13 protein-coding genes are annotated in these 20,043 nt (G+C 60.7%); 4 read left to right on the top strand and 9 right to left on the bottom strand.

The window, feature by feature from the left end:
• Positions 1–2: 2 nt before the first annotated feature.
• Positions 3–806 (top strand): SirB1 family protein, encoded by an 804-nt coding sequence (locus CAG25_RS10810; RefSeq protein ID WP_085611378.1) that lies wholly within the window; start codon positions 3–5, stop codon positions 804–806.
• Positions 807–856: 50 nt separating this feature from the next.
• On the opposite strand, the gene CAG25_RS10805 is transcribed toward CAG25_RS10810, so the two are convergent.
• From CAG25_RS10805 to hmgA, 4 genes are all read right to left on the bottom strand, one after another.
• Positions 857–2,227: an aromatic acid/H+ symport family MFS transporter gene (locus CAG25_RS10805; protein WP_085611377.1), complete on the bottom strand. Its 1,371-nt coding sequence runs from the start codon at positions 2,225–2,227 to the stop codon at positions 857–859.
• Positions 2,228–2,308: 81 nt separating this feature from the next.
• Positions 2,309–2,947: a maleylacetoacetate isomerase gene (gene maiA, locus CAG25_RS10800; protein ID WP_064593466.1), complete on the bottom strand. Its 639-nt coding sequence runs from the start codon at positions 2,945–2,947 to the stop codon at positions 2,309–2,311.
• A gap of 12 nt (positions 2,948–2,959) precedes the next feature.
• Positions 2,960–4,264 carry a fumarylacetoacetase gene (fahA, locus tag CAG25_RS10795; RefSeq protein ID WP_085611376.1) on the bottom strand — a complete coding sequence of 435 codons (1,305 nt, stop codon included), beginning with the start codon at positions 4,262–4,264 and terminating at the stop codon, positions 2,960–2,962.
• Positions 4,265–4,267: 3 nt separating this feature from the next.
• Complete coding sequence (hmgA, locus tag CAG25_RS10790; RefSeq protein ID WP_085611375.1) at positions 4,268–5,563, bottom strand: homogentisate 1,2-dioxygenase; 1,296 nt, start codon at positions 5,561–5,563, stop codon at positions 4,268–4,270.
• A gap of 163 nt (positions 5,564–5,726) precedes the next feature.
• Here hmgA and CAG25_RS10785 point away from each other — a divergent pair, with 163 nt between their 5' ends.
• Complete coding sequence (locus CAG25_RS10785) at positions 5,727–6,512, top strand: IclR family transcriptional regulator (RefSeq protein ID WP_085611374.1); 786 nt, start codon at positions 5,727–5,729, stop codon at positions 6,510–6,512.
• Between the two features lie 24 nt (positions 6,513–6,536).
• Here the strand turns inward: CAG25_RS10785 and CAG25_RS10780 are convergent, their stop codons facing one another.
• The 4 genes from CAG25_RS10780 to CAG25_RS10765 all read right to left on the bottom strand — a co-directional run bounded on the left by CAG25_RS10780 (position 6,537) and on the right by CAG25_RS10765 (position 15,988).
• Positions 6,537–9,968, bottom strand: coding sequence for a dermonecrotic toxin domain-containing protein (locus CAG25_RS10780; RefSeq protein ID WP_143492895.1), 3,432 nt, complete (start codon positions 9,966–9,968; stop codon positions 6,537–6,539).
• A 143-nt stretch (positions 9,969–10,111) separates the two neighbouring features.
• The gene (locus CAG25_RS10775; protein ID WP_085611372.1) at positions 10,112–12,664 is read right to left on the bottom strand and encodes a LuxR C-terminal-related transcriptional regulator; all 2,553 of its coding nucleotides are present in this window, start codon (positions 12,662–12,664) and stop codon (positions 10,112–10,114) included.
• Between the two features lie 139 nt (positions 12,665–12,803).
• Complete coding sequence (locus CAG25_RS10770) at positions 12,804–14,171, bottom strand: DUF1329 domain-containing protein (protein ID WP_085611371.1); 1,368 nt, start codon at positions 14,169–14,171, stop codon at positions 12,804–12,806.
• A 23-nt stretch (positions 14,172–14,194) separates the two neighbouring features.
• Complete coding sequence (locus CAG25_RS10765; RefSeq protein ID WP_085611370.1) at positions 14,195–15,988, bottom strand: DUF1302 domain-containing protein; 1,794 nt, start codon at positions 15,986–15,988, stop codon at positions 14,195–14,197.
• Between the two features lie 719 nt (positions 15,989–16,707).
• Between CAG25_RS10765 and CAG25_RS10760 the strand changes: the two genes are divergently transcribed.
• Positions 16,708–18,768 (top strand): S-type pyocin domain-containing protein, encoded by a 2,061-nt coding sequence (locus CAG25_RS10760; protein ID WP_085611369.1) that lies wholly within the window; start codon positions 16,708–16,710, stop codon positions 18,766–18,768.
• Positions 18,765–19,025, top strand: a complete 261-nt coding sequence (locus CAG25_RS10755) for a hypothetical protein (RefSeq protein WP_085611368.1) — start codon at positions 18,765–18,767, stop codon at positions 19,023–19,025. Before CAG25_RS10760 ends, CAG25_RS10755 begins: the two co-directional genes overlap by 4 nt.
• Before the next feature lie 44 nt (positions 19,026–19,069).
• On the opposite strand, the gene CAG25_RS10750 is transcribed toward CAG25_RS10755, so the two are convergent.
• Complete coding sequence (locus tag CAG25_RS10750) at positions 19,070–19,981, bottom strand: SDR family oxidoreductase (protein ID WP_085611367.1); 912 nt, start codon at positions 19,979–19,981, stop codon at positions 19,070–19,072.
• Positions 19,982–20,043 lie beyond the last annotated feature (62 nt).

Below are 20,043 nucleotides of genomic sequence, written 5' to 3'. Positions count from 1 at the left end.
AGATGAGTCCGCGCCAACGTTTTTTCGAATGTCTGCACCGTTCACCGCCCGCGCTGTTCGAAGCTGCGTTGTGGATGGCCGCCGAACACGACAAACAAGTCGATCCCGAAGCACTGCTGCAGGACTTCAAGGAGCTGCAACAGCGGGTCAGCTATGGATTGCCGTTGCTGCCGGTCAGCGAGCTGGCGCAACCGTTGTTGCGGCGGATGACCGATCTGGGCTTCGCGCAAGATGATTTCATACCGCTGCGCCCACAGGCCGCAATGGTGCACAAAGTCATGCAGACCAAACGCGGCCAGCCGCTGGCGCTGGCACTGATCGCTCTGGAACTGGCCCGTGGCCTGGAGATTCCGCTGGTCGGGGTGAACTTCCCCGGGCATTTCCTGCTCAAGGTGCCCGGGGCCGATCACCTGCTCGATCCGTGCGGCGGACGACGTCTGTATCCAAACGACTGCCGCGAACTGCTGCACCGCCAGTACGGCCACCAGATGAAACTCAGCGCCGACCATCTGCTGACTGCCGAACCGGTGCAGATGCTTCAGCGCCTGTCACGCAACCTGCGCCAGTTGCACCTGACCCACGACGACTTCATCGCCGCGTTGATCGATGCCGAGCGCGTGCTCGAACTGGGTAACGCCAGCGCCGCCGACTATCTGGCCCGGGCCAGTCTGTACCAGCGCCTCGATTGCCCGAACGCCGAGCGTTTCGATCTGGAGCACGCGCTATTGCTCAGTGACGACCCGATTCAGCGACTTCGCCTGACGGAACGGCTGGGGCATCTGCCGCCGAACTCAGTCGTCCACTGATCCCTTGTGGGAGCGAGCTTGCTCGCGAATCAGGCGACACGGTCGATCAGTCAAACCGCGTTATCGTTCTTCGCGAGCAAGCCCGCTCCCACTGGATTTTGCGCAAGCTGCGAAGGCGAACGCACCTGAATGATCAGCAACGCCGCAATCACCGCCGGGATCGCGCAGAAGAAGAAAATCTGCTCCACCGGAATGTGCATTGCCAGCAACAGGCTGCCGAACAGCGGCCCGAGAATCGAGCCGAAGCGCCCTACCCCCAGCGCCCAACCGGTGCCGGTGGCGCGCACGTGGGCCGGATAGAAATTGCTGGCGAACGCATTGAGCGTCAGTTGCCCGCCGATGATGCAGAACCCTGCCGCGAACACACAGGCCACCAGATAGCGCGGGTTGTCGTGATTCAGGCCCAGCAGGATCGTGCACAGCGCCGCGCCGGCCAACACGCCGGACAGCAGTCGCACCTTGCTTTTCAATCGGTCGGCGAACCACGCCATGCAGATCGCCCCCAGCGTGCCGGCGAACAGAAACATCGACGTCACCAGGTTCGCTTCGTTGAGTTTCAGGCCACTTTCCAGCAGCAGCGACGGCAGCCAGCTGATCATGAAATACAGCAGGATCAGGCTGACGAAAAACGTGGCCCAGATCAGCAAGGTCGGGCGGGCGTAACCGTTGCGGAACAACTCCACCACAGTGAGTTTGCTGCCCTGCTCGCGCTCGTTCTGCTCGACCGATGCGGCGGGCGGGTGCCAGTCCGGGAGCATCCGTGCGGTGACCTTGCGCAGGCGCGCATACGGTGGAGCGTCACGCAGCAGCCGAGGCAAGGATTCCGGCAGCATCCACCAGAGAAACGGAAACAACAGCAGCGGCGTGACACCACCGGCAAGGAACACCGCTTGCCAGCCGAAACGGTCGATAAAACCCGCCGCGACAAAACCACCCGCCGCCCCGCCGAAGGAAAAACCGCAGGCCGCCAGCGTCACCATCAGCGTGCGCAGGCGTGGCGGCGAATATTCCGACATCAACGCCATGGCGCTGGGCATCGCACCGCCCATGCCGATGCCGCAGATGAAGCGCGCGATCATCAGGGTATTCAGGGAATCGGCGAACACCATCAGCACGGTGAGACTGGCATAGATCAGCACACAGGCGAGCAAAATCCGTCGAACGCCGAAGCGGTCGGCCAGCGGCGTCACAGCAAGGGAGCCGAGGGTCAGCCCCAGCAGGTTGGCGCTGAACACCGGGCCGAATGCGGATTTTTCCAGGCCCCAGTCCTGCGCCAGCGCCGGCACCACGTAACCGAGCACCTGGGCGTCATAGCCGTCGGTAACCAGCAGCAAGGCGAGAAGCATCAGGAGCAACCACTGAAAGCGGGACACAGGACGGGCGTCGAGTGCCGCCCGGAAGCTGGCAATCTGGTTGTGCATCGCAAGGTACCTGTTTTGTTTTTATGATTTTTTGCGGGTAACCGGAATGGCTCCCGTGCGCTGCACGGGAGCCATCAAATGCTACTTCGGCGTGTCCGGCTGATTCGCCGGATGCGCTGCAATGAACGCCGGATGCTCAGCGGCCAATGCGGCCACCCGACGAATCCGTGGATACGCCTCCAGCGATACGTTGAACCGCTCGGCCGCGTACAACTGCGGAATCAGGTAAACGTCCGCCACGCACGGCCACTCGCCGAAACAGAAGCCGCTGTCGCCGATCAACTGCTCCACCGTCGCCAGCCCCTGACTGATCCAGTGGCCGATCCACTCGTTGACCTGCGGCTCGTCATGCCCCAGACCGCGCAGGCGATTGAGCACGCTGACGTTGTGCAGCGGATGCACGTCGCAGCCGATCACCGCCGCAACGCCGCGCACCTGGGCGCGGGCAACAAGGTCTTCGGGCAGCAACGGCACCTGTGGATAACGTTCCTCCAGATACTCGATGATCGCCGGTGACTGAATCAGCAACTTGCCTTCGTCAGTGCGCAGCGCCGGCACCCGGCCCTGGGGATTGATCGCCAGGTACACCGGTTGCCGATGCTCGCCACCGGGCGGTGCGATCAGGTTGACCGGCAACGCCTGGTAGTCGAGGCCCTTGAGGGCCAGCGCGATCCGCACCCGGTACGACGAGGTGGAACGGTAATAGGTGTAGAGGTCCATGAGCCGCTCCTGTCAGCGCGCCGCCAGCACGGTGCCACGGCATTCGCCGAAGCCGATCGAGGCAAAACCTTCGCGGGCGCAGCGGGCGCGCAGGATGATTTCGTCGCCGTCTTCAAGGAATTTGCGCACTTCGCCGGACGCCAGTTCGATCGGCTTTTTGCCGCCCTCGGTGATTTCCAGCAGGCTGCCGAACTGACCGGTTTCCGGCCCGGACAAGGTGCCCGAACCGAACAGGTCACCGGCTTGCAACTGGCAGCCGTTGACGCTGTGGTGCGCGACCATTTGCGCGACGGTCCAGTACATATAGCGGGTGTTGCTCAGGGTCAGGCGATGGGCCGGCAGGTTCTGTTCGCGCATTTTCTCGGTGAGCAGCAGCACTTCCAGCTCGATGTCGAAACCACCACCCTCCTGATCACGTTTGTCGAGCAGGTACGGCAGCGGCTGCGGATCACCTTGCGGACGCGCCGGTTGCGCAGTGCGGAATGGCGCCAGCGCTTCGGCAGTCACCACCCATGGCGAAACACTGGTGATGAAGCTCTTGGACAGAAACGGACCGAGCGGCTGGTATTCCCAGGCCTGGATGTCACGGGCCGACCAGTCGTTGAGCAGGCAGAAACCGACGATGTGTTCAGCGGCGTCACCAATGGCGATCGGCTCGCCCATCTCGTTGCCCTGACCGATCCAGATCCCCAGTTCCAGTTCATAGTCCAGACGCGCGCACGGGCCGAAGGTTGGCTCGGTCGCGCCGGCTGGCAGGGTCTGGCCTTTCGGACGGCGCACGTCGGCACCGGAGGCGCGCACGGTGGACGCGCGACCGTGGTAGCCGATCGGCACGTGTTTGTAGTTCGGCAGCAACGGGTTGTCCGGACGGAACAGTTTGCCGACGTTCTGCGCGTGTTCGATGCCGACGTAGAAGTCGGTGTAGTCGCTGATGCGCGCCGGCAGGTGCAGCTGGCAATCGGCAGCCAGCGGCAGCAGTTTTGCGCCCTGGGCTTCAATGTTGCCGCGATGGGTACTGCCTTCGCTGAACAGTTCCAGCAGACGCTCGCGCAGGGCAACGCGGGCGTCGCGGCCGAGCTCGAAGAAGGCGTTCAACTGGCCGCCGCGCATGGCTTCGACAGCACTGCGCGCGGCGCCGTCGAACAGCCCGGCCTCCAACGCCACTTGCAGATCGAAGATGTGTTCACCAAGCGCCACGCCGGCGCGCGGTGCCGAACCGTGGTTGCTGAACACGCCCAGCGGCAGGTTCTGCAACGGAAAATCCGCGTGACCGTTGGCCGAGGCGACCCAGCTGCGGGTGATGGAATTCTGAGTCATGGGTTATCTCCGGGTCGGGTCGAACGTGGCGGGCAGCGTGGCCCAGCAGGCGTCGTAAGTGGATTGCAGTTGCGGGCAGTCGAGGGCGAAGCGGCTGGGGCGCAGCACCTGGCTGGTCTCGAACATGAAGGCCATGGTGTTGTCGATCTTGGCCGGTTTGAGGTCCGCGTTGATGGCTTTGGTGCAAGTCTCGCCGTCCGGGCCGTGAGCGCTCATGCAGCTATGCAGGGACGCACCGCCGGGCACGAAACCTTCGGCCTTGGCGTCGTACTCGCCCTGGATCAGGCCCATGAATTCGTTCATCAGGTTGCGGTGGAACCACGGCGGACGGAAGGTGTTCTCGGCCACCATCCAGCGCGGCGGGAAGATCACGAAGTCGAGGTTGGCCAGACCGTGGACGCTGGTCGGCGAGGTCAGCACGGTGAAGATCGACGGATCCGGGTGATCGAAACTGACGGTGCCGATGGTGTTGAAGCGGCGCAGGTCATATTTGTATGGCACGTTGTTGCCGTGCCAGGCGACCACGTTCAGCGGCGAGTGATTGAGTTCAGTGCCCCACAACTGGCCGAGGAATTTCTGCACCAGGGTGGTCGGCTGTTGCAGGTTTTCGTAGGCGGCGACCGGGGTCAGGAAGTCCCGTGGATTGGCCAGGCCGTTGCTGCCGATCGGCCCCAGATCCGGCAGGCGCAGCGGAGCGCCATGGTTCTCGGCGACGTAACCGCGTGCTTGCGGATCGAGCAGTTCGACACGGAATTTCAGGCCCCGTGGCAGCACGGCGATTTCCAATGACGCCACTTCCAGCACACCCAGTTCGGTGGCGATGCGCAGGCGCCCCAGTTGCGGCACCAGCAGCAGCTCGCCATCGGCATTAAAAAAAACACGCTCCATCGAACGGTTGGCGCAGTAGTGATAAATGCTGATGCCGGCCGGTTTTTCGGCGGCGGAATTGGCCGCCATGCTGACCAGACCGTCGATGAAATCGGTCGGCTCGGTCGGGAGGTCCAGCGGGTTCCAGCGCAGGCGATTGGGGGTCACTTCGCCCAACGGGCCGCCCGCCAGTTGCCGCTCCAGCTTGACGAATGCCGGGTGATTGGCCGACGGCTGGATCCGGTACATCCAGGTGCGCCGCGCTTCGCTGCGGGTCATGGTGAACGCGGTGCCGGAGAACAGTTCGGTGTACAGACCGTACGGGGCTTTCTGCGGGGAGTTCTGGCCGACGGGCAGCGCGCCGGGCAACGCTTCGGAGCTGAATTCGTTGCCGAAACCGGACTGGTAAGCCAGGGCTGAATCGAGGTTCATGGAGCCTCCTGAACAGGGAGTCGGCATGGCCGGACGCTCTGGATCGGAGGTCTTGGCACGCCGGGGTTATTTTTATCGTAATTCAATTACGCATAACGTAATTTGCTCGCTATCGAGCGTCAAGCTATAAAGACGCCCATTCGTTCCGGGACACGGCAGCACCATGGAAAAAACCAGCGACAGCAACGGCAAACAGAAAGTCCGCTCCGCCGAAGTCGGCACCGACATCCTCAAGGCCCTGGCCGAGTTGTCGCCGTCCACTTCGCTGTCGCGTCTGGCCGAACACGTGCAGATGCCGGCGAGCAAGGTGCACCGTTATCTGCAGGCGTTGATCGCCAGCGGTTTCGCCGAACAGAACACCGCCACCAACCACTACGGCCTCGGCCGTGAAGCGCTGCGCGTGGGCCTGGCCGCCCTCAACAGTATGGACGTGCTGAAAGTCGCTGCCCTGCCGCTGGCCGAGTTGCGCGACGAACTCAACGAAACCTGTTTCCTGGCGGTGTGGGGCAATCAGGGCGCGACCGTGGTGCACATCGAACCGGCGGTGCGCGCGGTGACGGTGGTGACGCAACTGGGCTCGGTATTGCCGTTGCTCAGTTCCTCCACCGGCCTGGTCTTCGGCGCTTACCTGCCGCACCGGGAAACCGATGAATTGCGCGAACAGGAAATCGCCGTCGGCGGCCATCCGCTAACAGACGAAAAAACCTATGCGGCGTTGTGCGAGCAGATCCGCGAACGCGGTCTGCATCATGTTCACGGCTTGCTGATGCCCGGCGTCGATGCCTTGTCGGCACCGGTGTTCAACGCCCTTGGTCAGGTCGCCGCTGTGTTGACCATCGTCGGCCCGACCTCGCTGTTTCACGCCGATGAACACGGCCCGGCGGCGCAGCGGTTGCTAGCGGCGACGCGGGCCGTGAGTTGGCGGATGGGGCACGAGCCACAAGCCTGAAACGCTTGCGGCGTGATCCGTGTATCAGCGCACGGAGGTCTGACTCCTGCGGTTTTGATGATCCTCCATCATTTGCTCGATGACTTCGATCAGGCGATTTTCTCCCAGCTCCTGTCCGGTGGCCTGAGACATCCAGCCCACCACGGTCCGGGCGTCCTTGCCCAGGTCAAACAAGGTCTTTTGAGCAGACGTGACCTTGACCGGTTTGCCGGCTGCAGCGGCCTTACCAAGACTCACCAATCCAATCAGTGCGGATTTACCATGTCCAAGGGCCGTCGAGTAATCGCCCAGCTCATAGGCTCTGGCACCGTCGTAAAGACTCTTGAACACTTCCACGGCGGTCACGACCACCCCGACCGGGGGAATTACCAGACTGATGAGATTGGCGGCAAAAATCACGTTGTCGTACACCAGGCCGGCAATGACCTCGTTCAGGCTCGTGGTCTGTGCGTCGATGTCGCTCAGAACGCGATAGATACGGTCGTCATGGAGCATATTCAGGCCCAACAACCGCATCGCGCCCTCCGGCTCGGGCGGTGCGACGGCGTTGACGGTGGCAACCAGATTGTCGAAGTAATCGTTCACCACCTTCTGATCGTCAATCTTCACCCGTGCCGCGTAGTAATCCCGCAATGGCCCGAAGCGCAAACGAATGGAACCGACAAACTCGTCGATCGAGCGCACAGCCAAACTGTCCGGCGCATTGGGTGTGTAAAGGTAGTCATGGAATTTCCCATAAATCGAGATCCGGAAAATATAAACACCTTCAACGACTCGCCGGTTCGGCAAGCAGAACTTGTAGATCCCCTCTTTATTATTCGACGGAAACGGAGAATTCTCATTGCCCGCGGTCTCCACGAGGTTGTCGAGCAGGCGTTGAATCCCCCTGAAAACCTCCAGAGAAAGTTGACCTGAGTAATGCTGGTGACAGGTGTCGTATCGCATCTCGCAACGTATTTTTCTGGCATGCACGGCTCGCTTGAACTCATAGCCCGGATGCTTGCGATCCAGGTAATCGCTTTTCAGAAACCGGGTGTAATGGTCGCCGGGACGCAAGGTTTTCGACCAGTTCGAAAGATCCCTTATATCCAGTTTTTCAATCGAAGGATGACCACCGGTCACATAGAACCTGGGGTTTTCATCAATCGTTCGGCCAGGTGTGGCGGGGACTTCAAAGTGGCGCTCCTCGATCAGGACAGTGGTCAGATCCAGATGAAAGTCGTCGGTCTGGATCATGATTTTGTCAGGATCGACTTGAACCTTCTGACCACGCGACAGCAGCACCTCTTCAATCCGCCCCTTGATCAGATCACGGGAAAACTGTTCGAAAGTCGGATAGCCGTTCTCCCGGGAATCCACCATCGACAATGCCCGGAGTTCAGTGCTGAGGCGAGCATAAGTTTGCCACGCCTGCGGTCCGGCATATGTATAGGCCGCCGGCGCCAACGCTCGAACACGGGCGGCCTCACTCGCGTACGCCACTTCACCATGACTGAATAATGGCTCACTGGCATGCAGTCCAATGAGTCCCGGCACCGGATCCAGTTCATACATGTAGTACAGGGGTGTTTTCCCGCCCCCCATCAACTGGCCGGCAGCAACCAGCTCGTCCGGCGCTATCAACGATTCGGCATAGGCACGATTATCAGACAACATGGATTCCAGCCAGCGTATGAACTGGTAGATGTCGGCGAACTTCACCCATTCAAACTGGCCGTGAGGCATTTTTATCAGTGCGTAACGGGTCCTCGCTGTGCGCGGCACGAACAGCAGCACGTTCTGCAAAATCGAAGGCCGGTATTTCAGTTTTACTCCGCGAATTTCCACCGCAGGATCACCCTGCAAGGTGCGCGTGATCAACTCAACGTCGGCTTCATTGAAACGTGCAGAGTGTCGGGCGAAGTAGAGCGCGAACTCCGCCTGACTGTGCAAGTAGTTATAGTAGGCCTCGCGGAACGCCTGCGGGGTATCGCGGGGCAGGGACCTGCTGAACTCCACGCGCAGATCCCGGTTGGACAGCCAGCCTTCGAGTCTGGCGACGGTCAACCCGCTGTCCGCCGGAGCGCCTTCGATACGCAAGGTCGAACGGTTGGCGGGATCATGCAGGCCGATGACGATAAACTCGGTCAACGTGCGAGTATCCTCCTGCTCGATCGTGCGTCCGCCGACGCTGATCCGGTACAGACTGTGGACATTGATCGCATCCGGATCGAGACGCATGCCCAATGCGCTTTCACACCAGCCGGCAAAACTGTTCACGGCGAAATCACGTAGCGAAAACAGCCCATTGAATACTTGGGCATACTCGAACTCATATCCCGCTTTCGAAACCTCGAGAGCTTCGTAGGTATGGCGTACCGTTTCGCTGGCCGACTTCACCCAGTCTGGCCACTCCTGGCGCTTAACCAGTATTCGCAACGCGCTGATCCGCCGGAACAGATCGGCATGCATCGCAAAAACCTGTTGAATATTTTCCAGTTCGCGGACAAATCCCTCTTCGCGCTGTTCACTGGATCTGAGGCGCGCGGCAAACTGCGCTTCCTGATCCTTCAGCCGGCTGTCCACACAGTGCGAGGACACGCTCACCGACAATGCAGGATACGTAATCGCATCAGGCGCCACGGCCAGTCGGCCGCAGACTGCGGCATGCAGATCGGAACTGCTGGAGAAATACTCAAAACCGTTGTCCGGCGTATAAAGAAACCAGCCATAAGCGTCGCTGGACAGCTTGATCTCGGAAGACGCGATGGCGGAATAGGACATGACGAAGCCAGAGACCAGATCCTGCGCACGTCCGGACGTCGAACGGATACTGATCTTGAATGCACCGGGTGGCCGGGCCTTCAGCAACTCGGCGGCGCGCAGCGCCTGGTAGTCCCGGAGCGAACCGGCTACTTGGGTCAAGGCCAACTCGGCCTGCAAGGCTTCGGCAAACGCCGTCTCCAGCGATATCTTTCGAGATGTCGACGCTTCGGACTGGCTGTGAACCGGGCTGTTCCAATACTCTCGAAGTGCATTCGCCTGATAACTTGCCAATTGCTGCAAAGCCTGCAACAGAACGGTCTCGACTTGCGTGATCTTGATGGATTCGACTCTCAATCGTGCATCAGTCGTCCCCGGACTGAAATAAACAAAGTCATTTCCCTGAATATAATTCAGGTCAACTCCGCGCTCCAGACACTGCATAAACACATCGAGTATCGAACCCGACGGCCGGCTCTCGATCCCATCCTGAATGTTGCCGGCATTGATATATAACTTCTCCACATCAAGAGACGTGCCGAGCAAGCTGAACTGTTCCGAGAGATGGGCTCGTACAATTTCCCTCAAGGAAGAAGAACTTTCCAGAAGTCCCCTCAGCTTATCCCCGGCATGCCTGGCATTATCCAATGCCACTTGACCATCCGGATTTCTCAAGACCGGATCAACAAATAAATTCTTAGCGATCGCACCCATTTAAAACACTCCGTTGCTTTATAAAATAGAAAGTAACTTGATGCCACTTTCACAACAGGAGCGAAGATCACCCATCCAATTAAAAAACGAAAGCCACCACCTATTTCAATATATACAAAACGCAATATCCAGAATCAAACAGCTCAACATAAATTCAGCAACTTTGCCTTTGCAACCGCCTGAGTTCGGCGCTCGACGCCCAACTTTCCATGTATACGTCGAACATGCGTTTTTACTGTATGCAATGAGATGAACAACTTCTCGGCTATCTGTTGATTGGAATCGCCAAAGGCAATCAGCTCCAGGACTTTGAGTTCTCGCTGGCTGAGTGGATTGAGCGACATGCATTGTTCGTCCGCCTGCTCCGCCGTTCCTGCGACGCGCCAGTGCAAGGGAATCTCCGCGCACCGGCCATATAGCCCGGTCAGCAGTTGCTGCAGGTTGCAGCGTTGAATGATCTGAATGCCCTGTTCGAAGAACTTCCTGGCCTGATCCGGCTCTGCAAGGATCAGCGCCGCCTCGCTCAGCGTCATCAGCAACTCGGCCTCCAGCCTGACCATCCCGCGTGCCTGCGCCGACTCCAGCAGTGCAAGCAGCCGGACCAGCGGCTGTTGGGCGTGCCCCAAGCGGACTTCGGCCAAAACCAGCAAACACTCGATGCGTGGAATCAGCTCCAGTGTCGCCGGTGGCGCCTGTCGCGCACGCGGTCCACGAAAGTGCCTGAGCACGCGACTCAATGCCTCGCGAGCCAGTTCCGGCCGCCCTTGTTGTAGCCAGAATTCGCTGCTGGCCTGCAGCAAGGCCCCGCGATAAACCGTGTCCGGAATCTGTCGCTGCTGCATCAACCGTTCGGCATCGCGCAAACGCATGAATGCCTGTGGGAAATCACCTTGATCGGCAGCCAGCTGTGCCTGTCCGAGAAAGCCAAAGAGCACACGTTTATCAAAACTGCGCAGACAATCGTCGAGCCCTTGCTGAAAGAAACCGGCAGCCTGCGCCTGCTGCCCCATGCTCAGCGCCAGCCGCCCACGGCGCAGAGCGATCCGGCCGAGCAACGGCGTCGGCCGTTCGGCTGACGGATCCAGCATCTCAAAGAAACCGGCCAGCACCGCTTCGGCGCGGGCCGGTGCACCGCGCTGTTCCAGCAGTTGGGCGTGGTCGAGTTCCAGCAAGCCTTCGAACAACAGTGAATTGTGTGCACGGGCCAGGCACAGCGCCTCGCGATTGATCGAGTGGGCCAGTTCCAGCTCACCGAGCAACAGCGCCTGTTGTGTGCGCCCCGACAGACACAGAAGCCGCACGGTCCAGGCGTCCGGAGCCAGATCCTGCAACGCTTGCTCAAAATGCTCGCGTGCCGCATCCATCCATCCTTGCAAGTGCAACAACCACCCTTGCTGGGCCTGCCATCGGGCGATCAACTGGCGCTGCTCATCCGCCGACCGTGGCGGCAGGAAGCGGGACAGTTGCGCGATGCACTCACCGGCCTGTTCGAAACGCCCGGCGAACAGCAGCGCCGCCGTGATCAACCCGACCAGTTGCGCAGACCCCACTAACAGTTCCTCGCCGCGTTGCTCGTAAAGACGCAACAACAGCACGACCGTCTGCTCCTCGAACAGTTGCTCGAAACTGAAGTGCTGCAACAGGCTCACCGCGACTTCGTACTCTTCAGCCAGCAGCGCCTGTTCAAAGGCGCATTTCCAATGGCGTCCGGCGGTGAACCACTGACACGCCCGGCGATGCCAGGAACGCCCGGCAGGCCACGGCTCGCTGCGCATCAGGCGCGACAGCGGGGAACAGACTTGCAACCATTCAGACGAGGCCCGCCAGGGTTCGATAAAGCATCCCAGCGTTTGCAGATCGCGCATCCATTGCGCCCCTTCGCCGGCGCCGAACAAGTGGTCGCACAGGCTGGCATTGAACCGCGGCAAATGCGCCAGCACTCTCCAGGCCTCGGCCAGTTCCGGACTCAGACCGCTGAACAGTTCGTGTTGCAGGTAGTCCAGCAAGGTGTCCATGCGTTGCTGCGGCAAGGTCTTTTGCGACCAGTCGCATTTTTGCATCAACAACATCCGCACCCCGGCGCACCAACCGCCGCTGCGCCGAAAGATGCGTCCGGCCACGCTATCGGCCTGGGCCGGGGACAAGTGGCGCAACACCTGTGCGATCTCGTCACGGGTCAGCGCCAACGCCGCGGCTTCACATTCGTACAACGCATCATCGAGCAACAGGCGCGGCCAGTTGCAGGGCGGACGCCGCCGAGTACCGATCCACCACGTCAGGGCCGGGCTGCTGACCGCCAGCATTCGGTCGAGAAATGCATCCAGCGCAGGCTCCGGGTATCGGCAGTAATCGTCGAGCAACACCCAGGTCGACGAAGTCCGTCGCGACAGTTCATGCAGCAGTGACGCCTCGTCCGATGCGGCCAGCCCCATAGCGTGTGCAATCCGCTCGCAAAACTCGCCAGTGCCAAGGGACGCACCTGCCAGCGGCAACCAGCACACGGTGCAATTGACCGGCGCCTGCAGCAGGCATTCGGTGAGCAGCGCGGTCTTGCCGCTGCCGGCTGGCGCGCAGATCAGTTTGACCCGCGCCGCGGACTCGAGCAGAGCCGCGCAAAGGCGAGGCCGCGCAAGGTGATGGGAAGACAGTCTCGGGAGAAAATCCGCTCGATCCGGAGCGTGGGTCATGGCGGTCATCGGGTACGCCTTTTTATCGTTGTGCGCTCACCCTAGTCCTCTCCCTGCTGCTTGTTGACGAGTATTCAGTACGCTGATTGGCGCCCATAAAAAAGGCGACCGTGCGGTCGCCTTTTGCCTTGCCAATGTATCGAAACCCTTACCGTACGCCCTCGGCGCGCAAGGCCGACGGGGTATAGTCGGCAGCCTTGGCTTCGAAGCCGAATTCGAAGCTGTGCTTCTCTTCGTTCTTCATCCCCAGGGCAATGTAGCGGCCGGCGATGATGTCGTAGAGCGCTTCGAGGGTATAGGCCTGGGCCTGGTGATCGTAGTAGTACTGCGCGTGTCCTTCAGCCACTCGCCACAACTGCCCGCGACCGTCGTAGTGATCGGCCAGCGCCACTTGCCAACTGTCCTCGTCGATGTACATGTGGCGCTTGGCGTAGATGTGCCGCTCGTTCGGTTTCACCGTGCCGACCACTTCCCACACCCGATGCAGCTCATAACGCGTCAGGTCCTGGTTGATGTGCCCGGCCTTGACGATGTCGTCGTACTTGAGGCTCGGCGAATCGAGCTTGTAGCTGTTGTACGGAATGTACATTTCCTTCTTGCCGATCAGTTTCCAGTCGTAGCGGTCCGGTGCGCCGGAGAACATGTCGAAGTTGTCCGAGGTGCGCAGGCCGTCGGCGGCGGTGCCCGGCCCGTCATAGGCGACTTGCGGTGCACGACGGACCCGACGCTGACCGGCGTTGTAGATCCACGCCAGACGCGGTTCCTTCACCTGATCGAGGGTCTCGTGCACCAGCAGCACGTTACCGGCCAGACGCGCCGGAGCCGTCACCGACTGCTTGAAGAAGGTCAGCACGTTGGCGGCTTTTTCCGGATCGAGATCCTTCATCAATTGCGGCACGGCGATCTCTTCTTCGAAGCGGATCGGCGTGTAACTGCCATTGGTCTGCGGCGTCACCTGCGTGATGATCCGCCGCAGGTTGCCGCCGTGATAACGGGTGATGTGGTTCCACAACACCTCGACGCCATTTTTGGGAATGGGGAACGCGTAGTAGCGGTTACCGGTGAAATTGGCCAGGCCGTTGCCGTCGTTGATGCTGGTGACGTTGAGTGCGCTGCGTTTGGCCGACTCGTAGATTTCCGGCGGTGCGGCCACGGTGCGATGGGTCGGGTAGACCGGGATTCTGTAGGTTTCGGGGTAGCGTTTAAACATCGCCACCTGACCGTCGGACAGCTTGTCCTTGTACTTGTCGACGTTGGCGGCGGTGATGGTGAACAGCGGTTTTTCGCTGGCGAACGGGTCAGCCAGAAAGCCCTTGCTGTCGACTGCCCCGGCGTTTTTCGGGATACCGCCGGTCCAGGCCGGAATCGAGCCGTCGGCGTTGCCGGCCTTTTCGGCGCCCAGCGGCGTCAGGCTGGTGCCGAGCTTGTTGGCTTCGTCCGGCGACACCGCCGCGATCACGTTGGCGGCCAGCAGGCTCAGGGCCAGGACACCGCATTGCAGAATCATCTTGCGCATTGCATTCATCCTTCTCGGGCAGATCAGAAGTTCACACCGAAGCTCAGGGCCACGAAGTCACGGTCTTCGAGGGTGTTGTAGTCACCGCCGAAAAAGTCGGTGTAACTGAGGCTCGCGGTATAGGTGTTGCGATAGTCGGCATCGACTCCGACGCTGACAGCCTTGGCGCCTTCGTTGAACAGACCGTTGGGGCCATAACCGGCGACGTCGTGGGACCAGGACAGGTTGGGCTTGAGGTTGATCCCGCCGATCACGTTGGCGTAGTCGAGGATCGCCCGGGCGCGATAGCCCCAGGAGGTGGAGGTGACGAAACCGTCGGTGTCGCCGCCGAAACCGTACTGGCCGTACACCGAGTCGCGGCCGTAACGCAGCTTGCTGCGCGACTCCAGTCCGCCGACCCGCACCACGGCGGCCTCGCCCACCAGGGTCAGGCGCTCAGCGCCCCAGACCTGATCGAAAAAGTGCGTCAGCGTGCTCTGGATCTGCGTCACTTCCTTGCGTCGGTAGCCCTTGTTGTCGGCCCCCGGCGAGGTAACCAGCGGCGACGCCGTACCGCCGGCAATCGGATTGACCAGCGCCAGGGTCAGGTCGTTGGTGTTGACCTGCACCGGCGCATTAGGGCGATAGCTGATCTCGCCGGTCCAGGCGGTGCCGGTCGGCAACGTTGTGGAGAAACTCGCGCCGTACAGGCGAATGTCTTCCGGGTATTCGAGGTAGTACTGACCGCGCCCGAGCATCACGCTTTGCGCCAGTCCCGAACCGCTGCCGGGGGCCAGGCGGTTGGCGACCCCGACCATGCCCGGCAGCGCCGCGAGGGTCGACAGACCGGCGGTACTGGTGCCGACGGTCGGCGTGCGGCTGTGGTAGTTCATGAAGTAGAGGCCGTACTCAGTGTCGTCGCCGAGCCAGCGCAGCGCCGTACCCCACTGCCCGGAATCCCGCGCATCGCGGTCGCCGCCACGGGGCACGATCACACCTTCGCGGGTCACCTGGATCGGCTGGCCGAAGGCTGCCGCCAGCGGCGCCAACGGGGCGATCGCCGGGCTACCGACGGTGTAGCCGTTGTTGCAGCCGTCCGCCGCCACGTCGACCCCGAAAAAGGTCCCGCAGTTGTCGAGGACGGTCTGATCCCATTCCAGTTGATAGAAGCCCTCGACCGTCAGTTGGTCGGTGAGCCCCTGAGAGGCGAACAGCATGTTCACCGGAATCAGCCCCTCCTTGATCTCCGCACCCGGCCGGCGGAACGCCGACACGTCGATCGGGTTGATGCTGTTGATCGAGTTGCCGATGAAGGTACTTTCGCCCCAGCTCACCACCTGTTTGCCGGCGCGCACGGTGCCCGGCAGGTCGGCGATGGAATAGTTGTGATAGACGAAGGCGTCGAGGATCTGCGCGCCGGAAGACTTCGCGCCTTCCTTGCGTCCCTTGTCGCTGATCGGTTTGAACTCGCGGTCTTCGTCCTTGAGTTCGAAGTCGTACCAGTACTTGCCGCGCACGAACACACCGGTGTCGCCGTACTTCAGTTCGAGGTCGTGGATGCCTTTGAAAATCTTGGAAAAGGTCTCGCCCTTCTTGAAGTTCAACCGCCCGTCATCGCCGGTGGAAGACTGGCCCGTGCCGCCGTTGACCGAACCCACCAACGACTTGTCGGCATCGCGCATGCCCCAGCTCGCCCCGACCGACAGCGACGAGTCGAACGTGCCTTCGATTTCCCCGATATTGAAAGCGACCGCGTGCGCCTGGGCACAGCAACCCAAGGCCACCGCAGCGGCGAGCGCTTGCGGCGTGAAGATGGCGCGCATTGTTGTTTTTGTCATGCGTCTTCCCCGGTGAGTGACAGAAGGCCCCACCCTACTGCCGCGCCACGGCGAGGATAAGCGCACCAAGGAGGTATTCGCGCTGTCGCTCGAAAGGATGAATCCCCGCCTGCGGCAAGGCTTTGCGCCCGCCATGAACAGGCTGGATGAACCACTATCAACACAACGGATAATGACCAGGCCAGTGCGCGCCACTGTTACATGCCCCGTAACAGTGCATGTCCGGAATCGCTATTTTTCCCTGACGCGCCAGCCCTTATTCTGTGCGGGCTTTCACCGCAGACCGCGAGAAAGCACGAAGTCCGCGACCGAGTCGTCGGCAACCGATTTCTGATGGCGCGAAGCGTTTTTCGATCCATCGCCCCGGTGTTCACTGACGTTGATTTGTAGCTCCTTGATCCAACGTCTTACCTTGGCCGCTGCGTTTGCAGCGGCCTTTTTTATGGGCGCTTTTTGCCCCCCGATAAATGATCGAGTGGTGCTCGCGCTGTTTTGAAGTGCCTTTCCCCTTTCAGCGCAGGAAACTTCTTTTAATACGTAAGAAGTTTCCTGAGTCTTTGTATAAGCAACGAAAACTCATACTTAAACGCAAGTTATAAGCCACACCCTTCTCGGACACCTCCGCACAAACTCTCCTGTAACTTTATTAGGCAAAGACCCATTAATGATTCGGATGTTTATGTGCTGAAAAACCAATGCACATTCAAAAGGATATGAATATGCAAAGACCACCTCCATTTGAATTGACGGAGCCTGTGTGGACAACCGCTGAAGCACCGCCGCATTTCAACCCCGGCATTTCCACTGTTGATCACAATCGTTATAACGGTCCGTTCGGCACGCCGCGCAGCCCTGCCCGTTATCAGCAGGTGTTGCAGAACTTCATTACCCCGCTGACTCAGGAATACCAGGCGAAGGCTGCACAAATCCCGCAAGCCATTGAAGTCGATCTGGCCGCGACCCGCCTGGAAGAGTCGACCCAGCCGCTGCCGCCCGCTGCCGCGATCAGCCGAGAGCTGGGCGTGCGCAACCGGCTGATCCAGCGCAAGAACATGCAACTGCAACAGCAGACCCAACTGTCCCATGGTTTCTACGGCAGCGATCCCACCGACAAGACGGTCTACCAGTTCCTGTCCCGGGCCTACGCCGTGGACAAGGTGCTGAGTCCCAACGGCCCGGGGATGAACCTGTGGAAGCAATCCTATCGCGCGGCAATGGAAGTCAGATTGCTGACACAAACGCTGGCGACGCTGCATCAACAACACGTCAACGTGCACAACTGGCTGGCGGCGGTACAGGCCAATGACGCCGCGCAGGCCCAGGCCGCAGAAACCGCACGCCGTGCCGCCGAGCAGGCGCGGATTGCCGCAGAACAGCAACGCCAGAAAGCCTTGGCCGAGACGGCGCGGCGCCAACAGGAACAGCAAGAAGTCCAGGCCCGCGAGCAAGCGCGGTTGGCGGCGCTGGCCGAGGCGCAACGCAAGGCTGCGGAACAGGCGCGGATTGCCGCCGAAGCCGCTGCACGCCAGCTTGCGGTTGAACAGGCGCGCCTGAAGGCCCTTGCCGATCTGCAGCGCCAGACAGAGGCTGCACGCCAGGCCCGTGACCAGGCACGAGCGGATGCAGGCCAGCGGGTTTATCCGGCTTTTGGCGCGGCGGCCAGCGCCGGGCCGGTGATCGCATTCGCCTCGAACGCAGCGCGCCTGAACCCGTCGACAGCCACGGCGATCCTCACGGTCCTGCGCTCGGCGGTCGTCGGCCTCAACGCCTTGGGCGCCTCGCTGCTGGCACCGGTTGCGGTCGGTTTCGCGGCTTTGCTGGCGCCTTCACGTCTGGGCAACGGTGAGCGTTTCAGCGTCAGCGTGCCGCTGGCCGAGCTGTCTTCTGCCACGCCGCAGGCATTACGCGAGATCGCGCAGCGCCAGGGCACATTGCAGATACCGGTCGGACTGGGGACAAGAAGGATGGGCGCCGGCGCCGAAGTCTTCGTGGTCAGCGCTGACGACTTTCAGGTACGCAGCGATGTTCCGGTGCTGCGCGCGACCTTCGATTTGCTCAACGGGGTTTACGAGACCGTCCTGCCCGACTTGCCCAACGACATTCTGACCTGGACCCCGGCCATCAGCCCGGGCGACAGCTCCACGCTGCTCCCGAGTGCCGATACCGATCCGCCGACATACAGCGGCGCGCCGATCATGCCGATCGAGGGAAGGCTCGACCTCCACCCGAGCCTGGAGGAGGAATGGGAGCGCTTCATCATTGTCTTTCCGGATGATTCGGGGGTTGCGCCGCTGTATGTGGTGATCAGCAGTCCGTATGAGGGAGGGAGTGAAGACGGCGAACACAGCGGCCGAGCATTCAACCCGAATGAAACGGGTGGCCCGATTCAGGAACTGGGTTGGGCGACAGCGACGGCTACATCAGAAGGGGAAATTATCGTGAAACTGCATATTTCCAGGTTCTCGGCATCAGCCGCCAATAAAGTAATGCTTGATCGCCTGGAGAGAATTGTTCGTGGCGAACTTGAAGCAACGGATACAGACAAGCGCTTCTACACTCATGAGCTGAGAGAGTTCGAAAGATTCAGAGCCTTGGGCTACGGCGATACCGAGCGACCTGATCCGGAGTCACCGGTGTGGAACAATGTGCACACGGCAACATTGGAAGACTTTCAACTGGCGGATGATGCTTCACTGCTTTACACACCGGAAGCACTGGCCGCAGACGCAGAACAGGATGAGCGCGATTACCAGCGGCTGTTAAAGGAGATGTGGAAATGAGCGTGGTTGAACAGATTGTCAAAAACGAATCGCTGGATGACATCGTTACTGTGTTCGCATTGACCAGGCCAAATCCGCTTCTGGACATGATGATCAGGCGTTACAACCCGGAGATTCTCAAAGGGTACGGTGCGTTGGAAAACGCTTACTCTCGACTCTTCGCCGCCGGTGTACTGGCTATTGATGAGGGTGGTCTGGCGATCAAAGGCCCGAACTGGTCCCCTCCAAAATTCATGATCGAAAACAGATACACCTGATCGGCAAATCGGCCACCAGGCTCTCACCTGGTGGCCACTTCGGGTTACAACGAATACTTCTGCAAATTCCCCATCATCTCCTTCAGCGCCTCGATGTTGTCCTTCGGATGCGCCGCGCCTTCGAAATCACAGATCTGCTGCCAGTGCGCCGCAACGTCTTCCGGGGAAAACCCGACACGAGGATCGAACCCGGCACCCAGGCTGCGCTCCCAGCGCACCTTGCCCATCCAGCCGCCGCCGACTTCGAACAGGCCCGAAGTTTCCTGGCATTGTTCGCTGGCCAGGTACACCACCAGCGGGCTGACCAGTTCCGGTTTGAGTTGTTCGAACACTTGCGGCGGGATCAGGCCTTCGGTCATGCGGGTGCCGCCGGTGGGTGCGATGGCGTTGACCAGGATGTTGTTCTTGCGACCTTCGATGGCCAGGGTGCGGGTCAGACCGTAGAGACCGAGTTTGGCCATGCCGTAGTTGGACTGGCCGAAGTTGCCGTAGATGCCCGAAGTCGAGGCGGTGAAGATCACCCGGCCGTAATTTTGCTCACGCAGGTGCGGCCACGCGGCGCGGGTCACCTTGTAGGCGCCTTCGACGTGGACGCGATAGACCAGATCCCAGTCGGCGTCTTCCATTTTGTGGAAAGTCTTGTCGCGCAGAATCCCGGCGTTGTTGACCACCACATCGATACGGCCGAACACGTCGAGAGCGTTCTGCACCAGTTTGTCGCCGTCGGTGACCGAATCATGGTTGGCCTCGGCGATACCGCCGGCCTCGCGGATTTCCGCCACCACACGATCAGCGGCTGAAGCGTTGGCGCCTTCACCCTGGGTCGAGCCGCCGAGGTCGTTGACCAGCACTTTGGCGCCCTGTTTGGCGAACAGCAAAGCGTGAGCGCGTCCCAGGCCACCACCGGCACCGGTGACGATCACGACTTTATCTTCGAAACGCACAGAATCATTCATCGGGGCAACTCCAGCAGACCTGAGGGACAGTGTCCCTGAGTGTCAGGCACAGGGCGTGCGGT

Source organism: Pseudomonas sp. B16(2017) (assembly GCF_002113205.1).
Classification (GTDB): domain Bacteria; phylum Pseudomonadota; class Gammaproteobacteria; order Pseudomonadales; family Pseudomonadaceae; genus Aquipseudomonas; species Aquipseudomonas pharyngis.
Note: the sequence above shows the minus strand (reverse complement) of the source record. Positions and strands in the feature narration are given on the sequence as shown.

Coding starts and splice junctions, on each gene's coding strand:
- maiA (WP_064593466.1), bottom strand. CDS start 2,947: ATGGACCTCTACACCTATTACCGTTCCACCTCGTCGTACCGGGTGCGG.
- CAG25_RS10780 (WP_143492895.1), bottom strand. CDS start 9,968: ATGGGTGCGATCGCTAAGAATTTATTTGTTGATCCGGTCTTGAGAAAT.
- CAG25_RS10750 (WP_085611367.1), bottom strand. CDS start 19,981: ATGAATGATTCTGTGCGTTTCGAAGATAAAGTCGTGATCGTCACCGGT.
- CAG25_RS10805 (WP_085611377.1), bottom strand. CDS start 2,227: ATGCACAACCAGATTGCCAGCTTCCGGGCGGCACTCGACGCCCGTCCT.
- hmgA (WP_085611375.1), bottom strand. CDS start 5,563: ATGAACCTCGATTCAGCCCTGGCTTACCAGTCCGGTTTCGGCAACGAA.
- CAG25_RS10775 (WP_085611372.1), bottom strand. CDS start 12,664: ATGACCGCCATGACCCACGCTCCGGATCGAGCGGATTTTCTCCCGAGA.
- CAG25_RS10785 (WP_085611374.1), top strand. CDS start 5,727: ATGGAAAAAACCAGCGACAGCAACGGCAAACAGAAAGTCCGCTCCGCC.
- CAG25_RS10755 (WP_085611368.1), top strand. CDS start 18,765: ATGAGCGTGGTTGAACAGATTGTCAAAAACGAATCGCTGGATGACATC.
- fahA (WP_085611376.1), bottom strand. CDS start 4,264: ATGACTCAGAATTCCATCACCCGCAGCTGGGTCGCCTCGGCCAACGGT.
- CAG25_RS10760 (WP_085611369.1), top strand. CDS start 16,708: ATGCAAAGACCACCTCCATTTGAATTGACGGAGCCTGTGTGGACAACC.
- CAG25_RS10770 (WP_085611371.1), bottom strand. CDS start 14,171: ATGCGCAAGATGATTCTGCAATGCGGTGTCCTGGCCCTGAGCCTGCTG.
- CAG25_RS10810 (WP_085611378.1), top strand. CDS start 3: ATGAGTCCGCGCCAACGTTTTTTCGAATGTCTGCACCGTTCACCGCCC.
- CAG25_RS10765 (WP_085611370.1), bottom strand. CDS start 15,988: ATGACAAAAACAACAATGCGCGCCATCTTCACGCCGCAAGCGCTCGCC.